The sequence below is a fragment of the Devosia sp. UYZn731 genome (genome assembly GCF_040546795.1).
In the GTDB taxonomy this organism is placed as follows: domain Bacteria; phylum Pseudomonadota; class Alphaproteobacteria; order Rhizobiales; family Devosiaceae; genus Devosia.
Map to the genome: position 1 here is coordinate 281,807 of NZ_JBEPOL010000005.1, position 17,237 is coordinate 299,043.

General features: G+C 63.4%; 13 protein-coding genes. 5 read left to right on the forward strand and 8 right to left on the reverse strand.

Features of this window, described 5'->3' with window-relative positions; all coding sequences use genetic code 11:
• The first annotated feature begins 50 nt into the window (after nucleotides 1-50).
• Complete coding sequence (locus tag ABIB57_RS14325; RefSeq protein ID WP_354041680.1) at nucleotides 51-755, forward strand: pyrimidine 5'-nucleotidase; 705 nt, start codon at nucleotides 51-53, stop codon at nucleotides 753-755.
• A 5-nt stretch (nucleotides 756-760) separates the two neighbouring features.
• On the opposite strand, the gene ABIB57_RS14330 is transcribed toward ABIB57_RS14325, so the two are convergent.
• Nucleotides 761-1,129, reverse strand: coding sequence for a VOC family protein (locus tag ABIB57_RS14330; protein ID WP_354041681.1), 369 nt, complete (start codon nucleotides 1,127-1,129; stop codon nucleotides 761-763).
• 132 nt (nucleotides 1,130-1,261) lie between these two features.
• Here ABIB57_RS14330 and ABIB57_RS14335 point away from each other — a divergent pair, with 132 nt between their 5' ends.
• The 3 genes from ABIB57_RS14335 to ABIB57_RS14345 all read left to right on the forward strand — a co-directional run bounded on the left by ABIB57_RS14335 (nucleotide 1,262) and on the right by ABIB57_RS14345 (nucleotide 5,482).
• Nucleotides 1,262-2,281 (forward strand): LacI family DNA-binding transcriptional regulator, encoded by a 1,020-nt coding sequence (locus ABIB57_RS14335; protein ID WP_354041683.1) that lies wholly within the window; start codon nucleotides 1,262-1,264, stop codon nucleotides 2,279-2,281.
• 49 nt (nucleotides 2,282-2,330) lie between these two features.
• Entirely contained in the window at nucleotides 2,331-3,317 is a 987-nt protein-coding gene (locus ABIB57_RS14340) for a potassium channel beta subunit family protein (RefSeq protein WP_354041684.1), read from the forward strand.
• A 278-nt stretch (nucleotides 3,318-3,595) separates the two neighbouring features.
• Nucleotides 3,596-5,482 (forward strand): ABC transporter ATP-binding protein, encoded by a 1,887-nt coding sequence (locus ABIB57_RS14345; RefSeq protein WP_354041686.1) that lies wholly within the window; start codon nucleotides 3,596-3,598, stop codon nucleotides 5,480-5,482.
• A 170-nt stretch (nucleotides 5,483-5,652) separates the two neighbouring features.
• Here ABIB57_RS14345 and ABIB57_RS14350 read toward each other — a convergent pair whose 3' ends face one another.
• From ABIB57_RS14350 to ABIB57_RS14375, 6 genes are all read right to left on the reverse strand, one after another.
• On the reverse strand, nucleotides 5,653-6,888 hold the full coding sequence (locus ABIB57_RS14350; RefSeq protein WP_354041687.1) for an acyl-CoA dehydrogenase family protein: 1,236 nt from the start codon (nucleotides 6,886-6,888) through the stop codon (nucleotides 5,653-5,655).
• A 67-nt stretch (nucleotides 6,889-6,955) separates the two neighbouring features.
• The gene (locus ABIB57_RS14355) at nucleotides 6,956-8,572 is read right to left on the reverse strand and encodes an ABC transporter substrate-binding protein (protein WP_354041689.1); all 1,617 of its coding nucleotides are present in this window, start codon (nucleotides 8,570-8,572) and stop codon (nucleotides 6,956-6,958) included.
• A 277-nt stretch (nucleotides 8,573-8,849) separates the two neighbouring features.
• Nucleotides 8,850-9,905, reverse strand: coding sequence for an aldo/keto reductase (locus ABIB57_RS14360; protein ID WP_354041690.1), 1,056 nt, complete (start codon nucleotides 9,903-9,905; stop codon nucleotides 8,850-8,852).
• Between the two features lie 28 nt (nucleotides 9,906-9,933).
• Nucleotides 9,934-11,643 (reverse strand): ABC transporter ATP-binding protein, encoded by a 1,710-nt coding sequence (locus tag ABIB57_RS14365; protein WP_354041692.1) that lies wholly within the window; start codon nucleotides 11,641-11,643, stop codon nucleotides 9,934-9,936.
• On the reverse strand, nucleotides 11,640-12,632 hold the full coding sequence (locus tag ABIB57_RS14370) for an ABC transporter permease (RefSeq protein WP_354041693.1): 993 nt from the start codon (nucleotides 12,630-12,632) through the stop codon (nucleotides 11,640-11,642). The genes ABIB57_RS14365 and ABIB57_RS14370 overlap by 4 nt, the downstream gene beginning before the upstream one ends.
• Nucleotides 12,632-13,618, reverse strand: coding sequence for an ABC transporter permease (locus ABIB57_RS14375; protein WP_354041694.1), 987 nt, complete (start codon nucleotides 13,616-13,618; stop codon nucleotides 12,632-12,634). Before ABIB57_RS14375 ends, ABIB57_RS14370 begins: the two co-directional genes overlap by 1 nt.
• Before the next feature lie 295 nt (nucleotides 13,619-13,913).
• Between ABIB57_RS14375 and ABIB57_RS14380 the strand changes: the two genes are divergently transcribed.
• Entirely contained in the window at nucleotides 13,914-14,954 is a 1,041-nt protein-coding gene (locus ABIB57_RS14380; RefSeq protein WP_354041696.1) for an ABC transporter substrate-binding protein, read from the forward strand.
• A gap of 72 nt (nucleotides 14,955-15,026) precedes the next feature.
• On the opposite strand, the gene ABIB57_RS14385 is transcribed toward ABIB57_RS14380, so the two are convergent.
• Complete coding sequence (locus ABIB57_RS14385) at nucleotides 15,027-17,207, reverse strand: esterase-like activity of phytase family protein (protein ID WP_354041697.1); 2,181 nt, start codon at nucleotides 17,205-17,207, stop codon at nucleotides 15,027-15,029.
• Nucleotides 17,208-17,237: the final 30 nt, after the last annotated feature.

Genomic DNA, 17,237 nt, shown 5'->3' on the forward strand with positions numbered 1-17,237 from the left:
TGCCGTACTTGTCAGATGAAACGACGCACGTTTTCTGCTAGACTCACGCCATGAATGACCTCACGCCACCGCTTCCCCGTAGCCTGCGCCATGTGACCGACTGGGTGTTCGATCTCGACAACACCCTCTATCCACGCAGCTGCAACCTGTTCGCACAGATCGACGTGCGCATCACCAATTACGTGATGGACCTGACGCAACTGGACTTCGCCGAAGCTCGCGCGCTGCAGAAGATCTATTACCGCGATTTCGGCACCACGCTGAACGGGCTGATGCAGGCGCACAAGGTCGATCCCGACCACTTCCTCAATACCGTCCACGCCATCGACTATTCGCCGGTCGATGCGCATCCGGACCTGGTGGAGGCGATCCGCGCCCTGCCCGGCCGCAAGTTCATCCTGACCAACGGCGATGTCAGCCATGCCCGCGCGGTGCTCAAGCGCCTGGGCGGCAACGAGCTGTTCGAGCATGTCTACGATATCCGCGCCATGACCTATGTGCCCAAGCCGCATCGCGAGGCCTATGACGGGTTTTTCAAGGCGCATGACATCGACCCCAATTTTGCGGTGATGTTCGACGACCTGGAAAAGAACCTGCTGGTGCCCCATGAAGTGGGCATGAGCACGGTGCAGGTGGTGGCGGGCGAGGACTTTGCCCATGAGCAGGTGGATGCGTGGGAGCTGGGGCGCACGACGGCGCCGCATGTGCATCATGTGACGGAAGATTTGGCGCAGTTTTTGCGGGCGTTGCCGTAGGCGCCTCACATACTGTTGTAATGCAAAATGTTCCCGTCAGGGTCCTTGAGCCACACCATCTTGAAGTCGCCGGCGACGTGGATATCGCCCTTCAGCTCCATGCCGGGATAGTGCTCGAAGGTGACGCCCTTGGCCTTGAGATCGGCGGTGATGGCTTCGACTTCGTCGCCGACGCCCCAGACCACGGCGTTGGCCTGGTTGGTGCCGGCGAAATCGGATTTGTAGACCACGAGCGTGGTAGCGCCGGTCTTGAACTGCATGACGTTGTCGTCGCCACTGATCCTGGCCAGGCCCAGCACGCTTTCATAGAAATGGCGCGCCCGGTCCATATCGGTCACCGCGACGATGGCGGAGGAAGCTTTGTCCTTGAGCATGATCGTTCCTTTGCGTTGACGAGACAAGACAAACGCCGGGGCGCCGCCAAAGTTCAGGCCGGCGGCTTTACAGGGTTTGACCCAGCACGTATGAGCGCTAAACTCGCGCACGGGTAGACGATCGGAAACAGCATGGGCAAAGCGATCGTAAGGCTCAAGGATATCGCCGACAAGACCGGGTTTTCGACCAATACGGTGTCGCTTGCCCTACGAGAGAGTCCGCGCATTCCCGAGCCAACGCGAGTGCTGATCCAGCAGGCGGCGGCGGCGCTGAATTACCTGCCCAACCAGATTGCCAAATCCCTGGTCAGCCGGCAGACCATGACCATTGGCCTGGTGCTGACCGATATCACCAACCCGACGCTGACCCATGCGGCCCAGGCGATCGAACTGGCGCTGGCCGCGCGCGGATATGGCACGCTGTTCGCCACCTCCAACAATACGCTGGAAGAGGAAATCCGCACCGTCGAGATGTTCCGCTCCCGCCAGGTCGACGGCATGCTGATCTATCCGACCAGCCATCGCCAGCTCGACCATATCCGCCCGCTGCGGCGGGCCAATTATCCGGTGGTGCTGCTGGTGGCCGATCCCGACGCGGGGATTGACGCCGTGTGTGTCGACGAACGGCGCGGGGCGTGGAAAGCGGTGCGCCACCTGATCGAAATGGGTCATCGGCGCATCGGGCTCGTCGATAGTGCCGCCCGGCATGGCAATAGCGAAAAGCGCGAGGGCTATCTCAAGGCACTGACCGAGGCCGGCCTTGATTATGACAGCAAACTAGCCGCCGATCCCTCCGGCCACACCTCAAAGCATGGCAGCGCGGGGATGGATGAACTGATGAGCCGCAAGACCGGCGCGACGGCGGTGTTTTGCACCAATGACTCCTTGGCCATCGGCGCGCTGGACTGGTGTCGCCGGCACGGTGTGGCGGTGCCGCGGGACATGGCGATCATGGGCTTTGACGATATCGAGTATGCGGCCTTTGCCGGGGTGCCCCTGTCCAGCGTGCGCTATGCGACGCGCGAGGTCTCCGAAATGGCGGTGGAGCGCTTGATGGAATTGATCGCCGCCAAGGACGCACTGCCCCAGGCCCGGGTCAGCCTGATCGACCCGGACCTCATCATTCGCGACAGCACACGGCTGGGCGCGTAGTCGTTTCTAAACCGCGGCCCTCTGGCCGCCTCTACCAAGGATACCAATCATGGAATATCGCCGTTTGGGCAAATCGGGCCTCAAGGTCAGCGAAGTTTCGCTCGGTTCGTGGGTCACGTTTTCAAAGCAGGTCGACGAGAGCAAGGCGCTCAAGCTGATGACCACCGCCTATGATGCGGGCGTCAACTTCTTCGACAATGCCGAGGGCTATGAGGCCGGCGCTTCCGAGGCGCTGATGGGCGCGGCGCTGGAAAAGCTGGGCTTTTCGCGCGACAGCTATGCGGTGTCCTCAAAAGTGTTCTGGGGCGGCGAGAAGCCGACGCAGAAGGGCCTCAGCCGCAAGCACGTGACCGAGGCGGCGCATGCCGCTTTGAAGCGTCTGCGGGTGGATTATCTCGATCTCTATTTCTGCCACCGGCCGGACATCGACACCCCGATCGAAGAGACCGTTTGGGCGATGCACAACCTGATTACGCAGGGCAAGGTGCTCTACTGGGGCACGTCGGAATGGACGGCGCAGCAGTTGACCGAAGCCTGGGCCGTGGCGCGCCGCGAGCACCTGACGCCGCCGACCATGGAGCAGCCACAATACAACCTGTTCGTGCGCGAAAAGGTCGAGGCCGACTATTTGCCGCTGTATGAAATGGGCCTGGGCACCACCATCTGGTCGCCGCTCGCCTCGGGCGTTTTGACCGGCAAGTACAATGACGGCATCCCCGAAGATAGCCGCATGAACCTGCCTGGCTACGAATGGCTGAAGAAGGAATGGGAAAGCGACGCCGGCAAGGCGAAGCTCGAAAAGGTCAAGGCCCTGGCCAAGCTGGCCAAGGACGTCGGCCTGCCGATCCATCACCTGGCGCTGCTGTGGTGCCTCAAGAACCCGCATGTGTCGACGGTAATCCTGGGGGCGTCCAAGAAGAGCCAGCTGGAAGACAACCTGGATGCACTCAAGTCCAAGGACAAGCTGACGCCCGAAGTGATCGCGGCGATCGAGGCGATCGTGGACAACAAGCCTGCGGCGCCACAGCGCTACTAATCCGTCGCGGTTTTAGGACCGCTGAACCGCAGTCGACTCCCTCCCCCTCGCGGGGAGGGATCAAGGGTGGGGGATGTTCAGGCTTGGTCTTAGATCGTGGCTCGCAACACCCCACCCATCGTCGTCCCGCGGGCGTGACCCGCGGGCCACTCTCAAACCGGCACTAGCGGCGGAAGGCCCGCGGATCAAGTCCGCGGGAAGAATAGTGGCGGTGGTTCGCTCGGGGTTCACTCGAACCACAGTGGCACTCGCCGTCGACCACAACTATATTCCCCCCAATGACCTCCACCGACTCCCCTTCCCGCCGTGGTTCGCCACCCTCCTCCGAACCCAGCGGCAGCTTTCGCGAGCAGTTGGACAATCTGCGGCATCTGGGCCGGCTGGTGGCGCAAATCTGGCGCACGAGCCGCTGGCTGACGGGGCTAAGCATCGGGCTGCGCCTGATCCGGGCGCTGCAGCCGGTGGTGATGCTCTTTGTGGGCAAGCTGATCATCGACGAGGTGGTGCGGCTGACCGGGCAGCCGGCGGCGGGCAGCGATTTCGCGCAGTGGTGGGCCAGCGGAGAGCTGACCCGCATTGCCGAACTGCTGGCGATCGAATTCGCCCTGGTGATCGGCACCGATCTGCTCAACCGCTTCACGTCGCTGGTGGATTCGATCCTGGGAGAACTGCATTCCAACACGGTCAGCGTGGAGCTGATGCAGCATGCCGCCCGGCTAGACCTGCGCCATTTCGAGTCCGCCGAATACCAGGACCGGCTGGAGCGGGCGCGGCGGCAGGCGGCGGGGCGCAGTGGGCTGCTGGCGCAATTGCTGGGCCAGGCGCAGGACATGATCACCGTGGTGACGCTGGCGGCGGGGCTGTTCTTTTATGCGCCGTGGCTGATCCTGTTGTTGCCGCTGTCGTTCGTGCCGGCGATCTGGGGCGAGACGCGGTTCAATACGCTTTCCTATTATCTGTCGCGCGGGCGCACGCCGGAGCGGCGCCAGCTCGAATATATCCGCCAGATCGGGGCGAGCGCCGAGACCGCCAAGGAAATCAAGCTGTTCGGGCTGGGCGCGTTCCTGGTCGAGCGGTTTCGGACACTGGCGCAGACGATCTTCCTCGAAAACCGGAAGCTCGCCATCGACCGCTCGGTCTGGGGAGCGCTGTTCTCATCGATTTCGACGCTGACCTATTATGGGGCCTATGGGTTCATCGTCTGGAGGACGATTGCGGGGGAGTTCACCATCGGTGACTTGGCGTTTCTGTCGGGGTCCTTCCTGCGACTGAATGGGCTGTTCCAGAAAATCCTGTTGGGCTTTACCCAGATTGCGGGGCAGTCGCTGTATCTGGACGACCTGTTCTCGTTCTTTGAAATCCAGCCGACGATCTTGCCGCCGGAGCATCCCAAGCCGTTTCCCAAGCCGATCGCGCAGGGCATCGTGTTCGACAATGTCGGCTTCCGTTATCCCGAGACCGACACCTGGGCCATTCGCGGGCTGAGTTTTACGCTGCGGGCCAATGAGACACTGGCGCTGGTGGGTGAAAATGGGGCGGGCAAGACGACCATCGTCAAGCTGCTGACCCGGCTTTACGACCCTGACGAGGGGCGTATCACCATCGATGGGATCGATCTGCGGGACATGCTGATCGAAGATATTCACGCTCATATTGGGGTGATTTTCCAGGATTTCATTCGCTATAGCCTGACCGCCGCGGAGAATATCGGCGTCGGCCGGATCGAGGACAGCACCGATATGCCGCGGATCGAAGACTCCGCTGAGCGGAGCCTTGCCGATGCGGTCATCGCCCGGCTGCCGCTGAAGTATGAGCAACCGCTGGGGCGGTTGTTCAACAAGGGGCGGGATTTATCCGGGGGTGAGTGGCAGAAGGTGGCGATCGGGCGCGCCTATATGCGTGATGCGGACCTGATCATTCTGGATGAGCCGACGGCGGCGCTGGATGCCAAGGCGGAGGCGGAAGTGTTTGCACGGTTCAAGAGCCTGGCCACGGCCAAGACGGCGGTGATCATCTCGCACCGGTTCTCGACGGTGCGGATGGCGGATCGGATATTGGTGCTGGAGAATGGGAAGATATTGGAGGCCGGGAGCCACGAGGAGTTGCTGGCGCTGGGCGGGCGGTACGCGGAGCTGTTTGAGTTGCAGGCGGCTGGGTATCGGTAAGAGGTTCAGAGATCCCGCCAGTGCCGTGGCTCCCATCACCCCACCCTCATTCCCTCCCCATCAAGGGGAGGGAGGCGCCAGCGCGACCCTCGGTTCCTTCGTCTCCTTCCCCCTCGTGGGGAGGGATTAAGGGTGGGGGGCTGGTGTGGCGCTAAACCAGGCGAGCCTGCCTAAAACACCTTGCCTTCCTTGAGGTGGGTGGTGGTGCCGTTGAGGTAGTAGTCGCCGACGACGCGGGCCTTGTGCAGCAGCGGATTGTGGTTGAGCACGGTGCGGATATTGCGCCAGTGGCGGTCGAAATTGTACTTGCGCGAGGTGGCCGAGCCGCCGCCGATTTCGAACATGCGTTCGGCGCTGCGCGGCCCGAGCTGGCCCAGCACCAGTTGCGTGCGGGCGGTGGTTAGCGCGCTGGCGACCAGCGAGGCTTCGATGGCAGCCTCGTCGCCGATGGCGAAGGTGGCCACGGTGTGGTCGAGCGCCTTGGCGCTTTCGATCAGCAGCGCATCGATGGCGAGGGAATTGGCGGCGATTTCGCCGATGATCTGCTGGACGAAATGGTCTTCGCGGGCGGTGGCGGCGGGGCTGTGGGCGGCGGCGCGACCCTGTTTGCGGACGTAGTCGATGGCGTCGGAGAGGACATTGCGCACAGCGCCAGCGGCCGCAGCGGCGAGGTGGAGCTGGCGCAGGGTGGAGGTGTGGCGGCCGACGAGGTTCTCCATGCTGCGCTTGCCCACTTCGCGGGGGAACACTTCGACATTGTCGAGGATGACGCCGCCGCTGGCGGTCAGGCGCTGGCCCATGCCGTCCCAGTCATCCAAGATGGTGATGCCCTTGCGGTCGACGGGCAGCAGCACGTGGGTGAAGTCGCCGGCCTCGTCCATGGCGCTGAAGGAGACGAAATCGGCAAAGGCGCTGCCGGTGGCGTACCATTTGCGGCCGTTGAGGCGGTAGACGTCGCCATCGCGGGTGAGCGTCGTGGTCACCTGCCCCGGCTTGGCGGTGCCCTGCTCGGTATGGGCGCCGGCGAACAGCTTGCCCTCGAGAACGCGCTCGAGCGAGCCTTCGTCGCGCTCGGACGGGCCATTGAGCACCAAGGCTTCGACATAGTTGAAATGCGAGCGTAGCGCGTGGGCGACGTTGCAATCGGCGGCGCCGAGGGTAGCGATCAGCTCGATATAGTCGGCGACGGAGCCGCCGGGACCGCCCATGGAAACGGGAACACGCAGCGCGCCGAGGCCCGACTCCTTGAACAACCGGAATGCCTCGAACGGCAGTTCGCGATCGAGGTCGCGCTGCGATGCACCCTTGGCGATTTCGGCGGCGAGGGCCGGCACGCGGGCGAGAAGCGTGGCCAGATCGGGCGAGCGCTGCGGTTCGGGAACGAGCTTGGTGGCAGTTGCGGTCATGGCACTCATCGCTGCTGAAAGAGGAGCCGGCCGCGCCCAGGAAGGAAACGCGGCCGGCAGGGGTGTATTAGGACGCCAGGTAAATATCGGCGCCGTTATAGCCAAAGCCCTCGGCGCCCAGCGTGTGGTTGACCACGCGCTTGTCGAAGATGACGAAGCTGTCGGGAGCGACCAGGTCGAGCGCCGGCAGGTCGGTGACCACCTGCTTCTGGAAATCGACGAACAGCTCGAAGCGCTTCTTGGGATCGGGCTCGACCGCGGCGGCTTCGAGCAGGCGATCGGTCTCGGCGCTTGCGTAGTGCGCACCATTGGAGAAGGGCACACCGGGCTTGAAGTTCTTGGACCAGTAGAGGCGCTGGATGCCCACGGTGGGATCGAACAGGTTGCTCATGCCTTCGAGCGCGATATCGAAATCGCGGTCGGTATAGACGCGCTTGACGAAGGTGGCGAAATCCTGCGTGCGCACCGTGGTCTTGATGCCGACCTTGTTGAGCGCCTGGGCGATGTATTCGGCCGATTGCTTGTAGGCGCCGGTGGGCTGGGTAGGATCGATATTGAGCTCGAAGCGGACGCCGCCATCGCCGCGCGGGAAGCCGGCTTCGTCGAGCAGGGCTTCGGCCTTGGCCGGATCGAACGCGTATTTCGGCAGATCATCGCTGAAGAAGGCGGCCAGACCCGGAGAGACCGGACCGTTCAGCGCGGTGGCGTGACCCAGATAGATGGTGCTGACGATGAAGTTGCGATCGATCGCATAGGCGATGGCCTGACGGACCTTGGCATTGGCCAGGTACTTGTTTTCGAGGTTGAATTCGGCGCGGGTGATGGAATTGGTGTAGGTAAAGCCGCGCGTTTCGAAGCCCAGGGCCGGATTGGCCTGCAGGCGATCGAAATCGGTATAGGGAATATTAACGCCCACCGAGAGCAGCACTTCGCCGGTTTCGATGCTGGCGACGGCGGCGGCCGGGTCGCCGATGAAGCGGACCACCAGCTTGTCGAGATAGGGCTTGGGCGCTTCCCAATAGTTGGGGTTGCGCTCATAGAGCACGTAGCTGCCGCGTACCCATTCCTTGAACACGAAGGGGCCAGTGCCGACGGGGGCGACGTTGTGCGGATTTTCCGGGATCTTGGTGCCCTCATAGAGGTGCTTGGGCACGATGGGGGATTCCGAACTCGCCAGCGCGGTCAGCAGATAGGGCGATGGCTTGTCGAGCAGCAGCTCGATTTCGTGGGTGCCCAGCACATTGATGGAGCTGACCTGGGCGAAGGTGGCTCGGCCGCGCGGATGGTTTTCCTTGAGCGCCTGGATCGAGAAGGCCACGTCCTCGGCGGTGAAATCGGTGCCGTCGTGGAATTTGACGCCTTCGCGCAGCTTGAACCAATAGCGCAGGCCATCCTCTGCAACCTTCCATTCGGTGGCCAGCAGCGGCTTGGGTGTAAAATCAAAATCGTAGGTCAGCAGGCCCTCATTGGTCTTGCTGGACAGGTAGACCGCTGCGCCGGCGGTGTGGGCGATCAGCACCAGGACGGGCGGCTCGGTGCCGATATTGACGGTGAGCGTGCCGCCCTGCTTGGGCTCGTCGCCGAAGCTGAAGCCGGGCAAGGCACCGGCCAGCGCGATCGCGGCGGTCGACAGCAGGAAGGCTCGGCGCGTCGGCGCCAGAACGCCGCGAGGGTGAGTGGTCATGCGAAAGTCCCCGATAATGCGGCGCGTGGGCCCAAGTCCCGATGCCCGCTGAAGGATGTCGAGCTGGTCCAAACCAACCCTCGCCATCACCCTACGAAACCCTACTAATCTTATCGAGATACTGTATTGCAAAGCTGGAGCGGCTGTTGAAACGCCGATGCGCGCTTTTGGGCAATCGCAGCATAAATTCTTGAGGGGGCGTGAAGGGAAGCTTCTTGGCGCAAATTCATTCCAAGGCGAGGTGGACCGGGCTGGTGAGCCCGGTCCAGATTCTCGATTAGGCGACGCGCTGCGGACGGGTCAGCGGGATGATCGCGGCATCGTTCGAACGGGCGACGCGGCCCTCGACCGGATGGCCCGGATCGGTGAAGCCGGGGGTCGAGGGATGGCCGGTGGCGACGAGGCGATCGACCAGCGCTTCGTCATCGGCATCGAGCGTGATGTCGAGGGCGCGCAGGTTGCTGTCCCACTGCTCTTCGGTGCGCGGGCCGGCGATGGCGGAGGTGATCAGCTTGTTGTTGAGCACCCAGGCCAGCGCGAACTCGCCGGGGGCGATGCCCTTGGCCTCGGCATGGGTGGCGACCTGCTTGGCGATGGCGATGGATTCCTCGCGGAACTCCACGTCGTGCATGCGCTTGTCGCCGCGGCCGGCGCGGGTATCGGCAGCGGGCGTTTCGCCGACAGTGTATTTGCCGGTCAGGATGCCACGAGCCAGCGGGCTATAGGAGACATTGCCCAGGCCATTGGCGACGGCGGCTGGAAGCTGCTCGGCCTCGGCGGTGCGGTTGACGATATTGTAGAGCGGTTGGCTCGCGACCGGACGATCAATGCCGAGCTGGTCGGCCAGGTGCGCGACCTCGGCAATGCGCCAGCCGCGGAAGTTGGAGACGCCGAAATAGCGCAGCTTACCGGCCTTGATCAGATCGGCAATGGCGCGCACCGGCTCTTCCAGCGACGCATCGAACACGGCGCGATGGAAATAGAGGATGTCGATATAGTCTGTTCCGAGATTGCGCAGGCTGTTCTCGACCGTCTCGTAGACCCACTTGCGCGAATAGCCGCCCTTGTTGGGAAGCGCGCTGCGGGAATTGACGAACTTGGTGGCCACGACCCAGTCGTCGCGGTGGGCCTTGATGCCGGCGCCGACGACCTGCTCGGACTTGCCGTCGTGATAGACGTCGGCGGTATCGATGAAGTTGATGCCGCGCTCGCGCGCCTTGTCGATGATGCGGAAGGCCACGTCGTCGAGCGTCTGGTTGCCGAACATCATGGAGCCCAGCGTGATGGGGGACACCTTGAGCGCGCTGCGCCCCAGATAGCGATAATCGACCATTATTGTTCTCCGTAAGTTGGTCGTGGAATTAGGGTGCCGGAGCGTGGAGCCGGGGTCGCGGCGCCAGCGGGCGGCCGCCTTTGTCATTGGCCGCGGCGATCAGCGCGCGGGTGTAATCGGTCTTGGGCGAGCGCCAGATGGTGCGGTGATCGCTCTCTTCGACGATGCGGGCATCCTTCATGACGATCACCCGGTCAGAGATATATTGCACCACGGCCAGGTCATGGGAAATGAACAGATAAGATAGGCCGAGGCTGGTCTTGAGCTCGACCAGGAGGTTGAGGATCTGCGCCTGGATCGACACATCGAGTGCCGAAACCGGCTCGTCGCAGATCACCAGCGAGGGGCGCAGGATCAGCGCGCGGGCGATGCCGATGCGCTGGCGCTGGCCGCCGGAGAACTCATGCGGATACCGATCGGCTACCATGCTGGGCAGGCGCACATGCTCGAAGGTTTCGGCCAGCCGCTGGCGGCGTTCGGCGGCGTTGGAGACGCCATGCACGATCAGCGGCGCTTCGAGGATTTCGCGGATGGTCTTGCGCGGATTGAGCGAGCCGAACGGGTCCTGGAAGATCATCTGCAGGTCACGGCGCACGGGCTGCAGTTGCTGTGCGCCAAGCCGGGAAATGTCGCGGCCCTGGAAGACGATGCTGCCCTCCTGGCTGTTGACCAGCCGCATGACGGCCTTGGAAAGAGTGGATTTGCCGCTGCCGCTTTCGCCGACGATGCCCAGCGTTTCTCCCTTCGCCAGGGTGAGCGAGGCGCCGTCGAGCGCCTTGCCGGCCTTGGAGCCGCTCTGGTAGGTCACCGAGAGGTTATTGACCACGAGCAGTTGCTCGCGGTCGTTGACCGGGCTCGGCAACGCACGGCGCTCGGGCTGCCTGACGTCGTAGATGTTCTGCCCCTGCGGAGTGCGGACGACTTTCACCTCGGCCAGCGTCTGGGCGGTGTAGTGCACCTCCTCATCGAGCCGGATCGAGGCCTGCGTCAGGCCGCTGGTATAGGGGTGGCGGTCGGCGGCATAGAGATCGCCGGTTGCAAGCTCCTCGAGCTTGTCGCCGTGATACATGACGACAACGCGATCGCTCCAGCGCGAGACCAGCCCCAGGTCATGGGTGATCAGCAGCAGGCCCATGGAGAGCTTGCGGCGCAGCTCATCGAGAAGTTCGAGAATCTGCGCCTGAATGGTGGCATCGAGCGCCGTGGTCGGCTCGTCGGCGATCAGCAGCTTGGGCTTGCACGCCACCGCCATGGCAATCATGACGCGCTGGCGCTGACCGCCGGAAAGCTGGTGCGGATAGTCGTCGATGCGCTGGGCCGGATCGGGAATCTTGACCAGGTCGAGCAGTTCGATGGCGCGCTGGCGGGCGGCCTTGCGCGACAGCTTTTCGTGCAGGCGCAGCACTTCGACGATCTGGGCGCCGATAGTGGCGACCGGATTGAGCGAGGTCATCGGCTCCTGGAAGATCATGGCGATGTCGCGACCGCGCACGGCGCGCATCTGCCGATCCTTGAGCTCGAGCAGGTTGGTGCCTTCGAAGCGAATGGCGCCATTGGGAATGCGGGCATTTCGCGGCAGCAGGCGCATCAGCGCCAAGGCGCTGAGGGACTTGCCGGAACCCGATTCTCCCACCACCGCCAGCGTCTCGCCGCGGTCGAGGGAGAAGCTCAGATGCCGGACCGGCTCGGCAGTGCCGAAGCGGATGGTGAGGTCTTCGACTTCGAGCAGGCGGCTCATGACCGTTCCTCGGAAAAGCGCGGATTGAGGGCGTCGTTGAGGCCATCGCCGATCAGGTTCAGCGCCAGCACGGTGAAGACGATGGCGAGGCCCGGCAGCAGGGTCAGATACCAGGCGGTGCGGATCAGTTCGCGGCCGGTGCCGATCATCGAGCCCCAACTGACGACGTTGGGATCGCCCAGGCCCATGAAGCTCAGCGCCGATTCCATCAGGATGGCCGAGGCAAACATGACCGAGGCGGTGACGATCAGCGGCGGCAGCGCATTGGGCAGGATTTCGGAGAAAATGATGCGGGCGCGGCTGAAGCCGAGACTGCGCGCGGCCATCACGTAGTCCGTGGCGCGAATGGCGCGGAATTCGGCACGCGTCAGTCGCGCCACCATGGGCCAGGAGACGATGGAGATGGCCACCGTGACGGTGAGCGCCGAAGGCTGGGCGATGGCGACCAGCACCACCAGCAGCACGAAATTGGGCAGGGTCTGGAAGATCTCGATGATGCGCACCAGCACGTCATCGACCCAGCCGCCGAAATAGCCCGCGACCGCACCGACCACCACGCCGACGCTCAGGCCGAGGGCGGTCGCTGCGAGGCCGACGAACAGCGAAATGCGCGAGCCATGCACGATGCCCGACAGGACATCGCGCCCCATGGCATCGGTGCCGAGGGGATAGGCCCAATCCTGGCCCGGCCACAGGAAGGGCGTGGCCACCATGCCCAGCGGATCGCCGGGCGAGATCAGCGGAGCGAAGATGGCGATCAGTACTATGGTGGACAGGAAGGTGACGCCGAACAGCGCATTGGGATTGCTGAAGAAGATGCGCAGTTCACGCCGGCCGGGCGGAACCGTCACCGCTGCCGTCATGGTGGTGCGCGCATCGGGGGCGCGCAGATTGTGCCACTCGGGTTGCTGGGTGGCTTCGGGCCGCGACGCACCCTGTCGGGCGCCCGCCAGGGCAATGCTCGGCGCGTTAAGGTCGGTGGTGGACATCAGAGCTCTCCAATGCGGGGATCGAGCCAGGTCTGCACGATATCGACGACCGCATTGGCCAGGATGACCAACAGCGAGGACAGCAGCAGAATGCCCAGCAGAACGGTATAATCGCGGCCCATCACGGCCTCGAAGGCGAGCCGGCCGAGGCCGGGCCAGCTATAGACAGTCTCGACCACGACAGCGCCGCCCAGCATGCCGCCGACATGCATGCCCGCCATGGTGGTGATGGGGATCAGCGCATTGCGCAGGATGTGACGCACGGTCACGACGGCGGGCGACAGGCCCTTGGCATAGGCGGTGCGCACGAAATCCTGGTTGCGCACTTCGAGCATGGCGGCGCGGGTCAGGCGGGCGTAGATGGCGACATAGAACAGCGCCAGCGAGGTGGCGGGGAGCACCATGTAGCGCGCCTTGTCGACAATGCCGGCCCAGCCGCTGAGATCGGCGCCGATGGTGCCATTGCCACCGCTGGGCAGCCAGCCGAGGGTGACTGAGAACAAGACGATCAGCATCAGGCCGATCCAGAAGCCGGGCACCGAATAGAACAGCAGCGAAAAGATCGAGATCAGCCGATCTGGCAGGCGGCCCGCAAAGGCCGCCATGATCGAGCCTAGGGTCAGGCCGATCAGGATGGCGATGGCCAGCGCCATGGCCATCAGGGTCAGCGTGCCGGGCAGGCGTTGGCCGATCAGATCGGCCACGGGCATGCTGTAGCGCGGCGAAAAGCCGAGGCTGAAATGGGCGAGATTGTTGAGATAGGTCAGCAGTTGATCGAGCATCGGCAAATTAAGGCCGAAGCGCTCGCGCATCGCCGCCATGGTCTCCTCGGTGGCCGAACCCGCCTCGCCGGCCATCACGTCGGCGGCGTCGCCGGGGGCCAGTTGCAACAGGAAGAAGTTGAGAATGACGATGCCGATCACGGTCGGTATCGCCTGCAGCAGCGTGCGCCGTAGCGCTCGGGCAATCCTGGGCAGACTGGACATGACGTCGTCTCTCGATTGAACGGAGCGCCCAAAAGGCGCCGCCACGATCCGCCGGACACGCGCCGAGAGGCCCGGGTGATCTCGCAAATTAATGTTGACTAAGTTTATAGTGTTTGTCAAACGTGATAGAGCAAATTGATCCCGTCATTCGGCTGTTTCCGGATTTTCAATTCCAGAACTGGCCTAAAATACGGTTCAAAAGCAAGTTTTATCTAATCCGAAGGCCGCCGAGCAATAATGCTCCAAGGCCGGCATGCGGGTTGGAAAACGGTTTTGGCAATCAAGGAGAGGGACGATGACGCTTCAGAACAGCATTTCGGAAATCTGGTACACGCGATGCCCGGTGCCGACCCCGGTGGGGCTGGCGGTGCAGCTCGGCTATCTGGACGAGACCTTCGCCAAGGAGGGCATCACCCTCAAGTCGATCATCGATAGCCAGGACCGAGCGATCCGGACCAGCCATTTCGACCATCACCTGAGCTATTCGTTCCGTCATGGCGGCAATGTGCCGCCCATTCGGGCGCGTTCGGACGGCAAGACCACGCGGCTGGTCGGCATCACCTGGACCGACGAATTTCAGGCCATCATCACCCTGCCCGGCAGCGGCATCAAGACCACCAAAGACCTGGTCGGCCGCCGCTTCGGCATCGCCCGCCGCCCATCCGGGATCGTCGATTTCATGGCGGCGACGGCGCTCAAGGGCCTGACCTCGGCGCTGTCGCTGGAGGGGCTCAGCCACAACCAGGTCGAGATCGTCGATATTGCGCTGACCGATAGCGTGCTCGACGGGCGCGAGGGGCCGCAGCTTTATGGGCTGCGCAACCGGCAGGCCTATGGACCCGAAATCGCGGCGCTGCTGGCCGGCACGGTCGACGCCATCTTCGTCAAGGGCACGGCGGGGATCAACGTCGCCAACCTGTTCGCGACGCATACCGTGGCCGAGTTCGGATTTCACCCCGATCCGAAAATCCGCATCAATTCGGGCTCGCCGCGGGTGCTGACCGTCGACGAGCGGCTGGCCGAAGATCGCCCGGACCTGGTCAGCAAGCTGATCGCGACGCTGCAGCGCGCGAGCGACTGGGCGGTGGCGCATCCCGATGACGTGCGCCGTTTCGTCGCCAAGGAAGTAGGCGCGTCGGAGGAAGTGGTGGCTTCGGCCAATGGGCCGGACCTGCACCACCACCTGGGCATCGGGCTTGAGCCCGAGCTGGTGGCGGCGATCGGCCACTATAAGGATTTCCTCTATGAATGGGGCTTCCTCGAGCAGAACTTCGATCTCAACGCCTGGGTGGACCGCCGCCCCTATGACGCGCTGAGCCAGCGCGCCGTCGCCTGAGCCACAGCGCCGCACAAAACAAATCGGCCGGGCTTGTGCCCGGCCGATCGCATTTCAAAGGGTGGGTGAAGCTTACTTCACGTCGCCGATCGACCAGAAGAAGGTCTCGCCCGAGCTGTCATCGACACCGTCATTGTCGGTGATGACGAAGCCGGTGCCGGCAGCGTCGATGGCAAAGCTCTCGACCTTGTCGGCGATGTAGCCATTGTTGGTGGCGAGATCCGGAACCAGGTCACGCACCAGTTCCTTGGCGACGACCGGCAGTTCGCCATCGAGCGGAGCGCCCTTCAGGTCGGCCAGCTTGACGCGGTAGATCGCCTTGAGCTTGGCCTTGAGCGAAGCTTGGTTGTCGCGCTCGACGATATAGGCGTAGTCGCCGTGGACGGTGATTTCCGACAGGCCATTCCAGGTGCCTTCGACCGGAGTTTCGAGCGGGTAGTGGACTGCCGAGAACTCCTTAGAGGCGATGTTGTAGCCGATCAGCTTGACCATGCCGGCGGCGTCGTCAGCCCATTCGCGCTGCATCGCAACCCACAGGGTGGCGTCGTCGCCGGTGCCAACCAGGGCAACGCCTTCAGAACCGAAGCGGACCGCACCAGCCATCAGCGCGGGCGGGAACGGCACTTCCGCAACGATCGCGCCATCGGCATCGACATGGTACAGGGCCTGGGGGACCAGCTTGGCAGCGTCGCCCTCGGACGCCAACCAGAAGCCGCCTTCACCGTCTAGCGTGATGCCTTCGAGATCGAGCTTCTGGGCGGGATTCCCACCACGGGTGATGATAGTCTTGCCGACGATATGGGCCGGCTTGGCAGTGGCGTCGATCTCGTAGATCGCCGGGGCGTTGGTCAGGACGCTATCGGACACGGCGTAGAGCATGCCGGGCTTTTCGGCATCGGCAACGGCGCCGGAGATAGCAGCCCAGCCGATGGGGTGACCGTCTGCGTCGAGATCGGAAACGAGCTGGGGATAGGCGGCGGTGCCTTCGGCCAGTTCATAGAGCATGACGTGCGAACCGGCGAGGCCATCGGCGCGCAGGTCGGTTTCATTGGCGGTGGCCAGCAGGTTGCGGCCGGGAATGGCCACGAGACCTTCAGGCGACATGCCCGAGGGCAACGACTGCAGATATTCCGGCGCAGCGCCGGTATCCTTATAGACTGCGATCAGGGACGAGCGTTCCTCGGCCACGAAAATGAACTGGGTATCGCCGATGGTGGCGACTTCCAGGCCCTCGGGCTCGACACCCTTCTTGTTGCGCTTGTCGGGATAGTGACCCATCTGGGCAGCCATGACGTCGAGCGTATTGCCCGAGTCCCAGTTCACCGAGCCATCGCGATTGAAGATGGTGAAACCGCGCGAGCCACCGTTCCAGTCGCCTTCATTGGCGACGACGATGCGGTCGGCATCGAGCCATTTGACCGCGTCAGGTTCGCGCAGCAGGTCGTCCTTCTTGCCGGTGAAGACGATCTGGCCGTCATTCTTGGTATCGACGCCTTCGACCGAGGTCGAGCCAGCGGTAAAGCCGCCGGTGACCGTGGCGGTCTTGGCGTCGACGATGACGATCCAGTTGTTTTCCTGCATCGTGAGGGCAATTTCGTCATTGTCGTTGAAGGCGACGAATTCGGGCTCGGCATCCTCGGGGGCGATATCGGACAGGCCGGTCACTTCGACACGCTTGATGCCGTCTTCGGTGACCTTGCCGTCGACCAGATTGACCACAACCAGGAAGCCCGAGGGCATCTGCGGGATGGCGCCGTCATTGACCTCTTCATCGCGCTCGTTCTCGATGGCGATCGCGAGGATCGTGCCGGCCTTGTTGTGGGCGATCGAGTCGGGCTGGCCGCCGAGCTGGAATTCGCCATCGACGCTCTTGCTGGCGATATCGACCACGACCAGCTTGCCGGTTTGCTCGATGAAATCCTTACGGGTGTTGACGGCCACATAGGCCTTGGCGCCGATCACGGTGACCGAAGTGGGCTCGCCGCCCATATCCAGGTAACCGGCGGGCTTTGGCGCCTTGGCGTCGGTCACGTCGAGGAAGCCGATGCCACCATTGGGGCTATCGGAATAGATCAGCATCATGCCGTCATCGGTCGCAGTGATGATTTCGGAGGAAGTGGCATCGGCGTCGGGCGCGTTGAGCTCGACGGGGAAGCTGGCAATACGATTGAACACCGGCGCGGCAATGGCCGGGATGGCGGTCGAGGTGAGCAATGCAGCCGTCAGGACGACGGACAGGTTTTTAATGTGCATGGTAAGGCCCCCAGGGTCGGTATGAACCGG

Excerpts from the sequence above, each read along its gene's own strand:
- ABIB57_RS14325 (WP_354041680.1), top strand. The coding sequence starts at position 51 with ATGAATGACCTCACGCCACCGCTTCCCCGTAGCCTGCGCCATGTGACC.
- ABIB57_RS14330 (WP_354041681.1), bottom strand. The coding sequence starts at position 1,129 with ATGCTCAAGGACAAAGCTTCCTCCGCCATCGTCGCGGTGACCGATATG.
- ABIB57_RS14335 (WP_354041683.1), top strand. The coding sequence starts at position 1,262 with ATGGGCAAAGCGATCGTAAGGCTCAAGGATATCGCCGACAAGACCGGG.
- ABIB57_RS14340 (WP_354041684.1), top strand. The coding sequence starts at position 2,331 with ATGGAATATCGCCGTTTGGGCAAATCGGGCCTCAAGGTCAGCGAAGTT.
- ABIB57_RS14345 (WP_354041686.1), top strand. The coding sequence starts at position 3,596 with ATGACCTCCACCGACTCCCCTTCCCGCCGTGGTTCGCCACCCTCCTCC.
- ABIB57_RS14350 (WP_354041687.1), bottom strand. The coding sequence starts at position 6,888 with ATGACCGCAACTGCCACCAAGCTCGTTCCCGAACCGCAGCGCTCGCCC.
- ABIB57_RS14355 (WP_354041689.1), bottom strand. The coding sequence starts at position 8,572 with ATGACCACTCACCCTCGCGGCGTTCTGGCGCCGACGCGCCGAGCCTTC.
- ABIB57_RS14360 (WP_354041690.1), bottom strand. The coding sequence starts at position 9,905 with ATGGTCGATTATCGCTATCTGGGGCGCAGCGCGCTCAAGGTGTCCCCC.
- ABIB57_RS14365 (WP_354041692.1), bottom strand. The coding sequence starts at position 11,643 with ATGAGCCGCCTGCTCGAAGTCGAAGACCTCACCATCCGCTTCGGCACT.
- ABIB57_RS14370 (WP_354041693.1), bottom strand. The coding sequence starts at position 12,632 with ATGTCCACCACCGACCTTAACGCGCCGAGCATTGCCCTGGCGGGCGCC.
- ABIB57_RS14375 (WP_354041694.1), bottom strand. The coding sequence starts at position 13,618 with ATGTCCAGTCTGCCCAGGATTGCCCGAGCGCTACGGCGCACGCTGCTG.
- ABIB57_RS14380 (WP_354041696.1), top strand. The coding sequence starts at position 13,914 with ATGACGCTTCAGAACAGCATTTCGGAAATCTGGTACACGCGATGCCCG.
- ABIB57_RS14385 (WP_354041697.1), bottom strand. The coding sequence starts at position 17,207 with ATGCACATTAAAAACCTGTCCGTCGTCCTGACGGCTGCATTGCTCACC.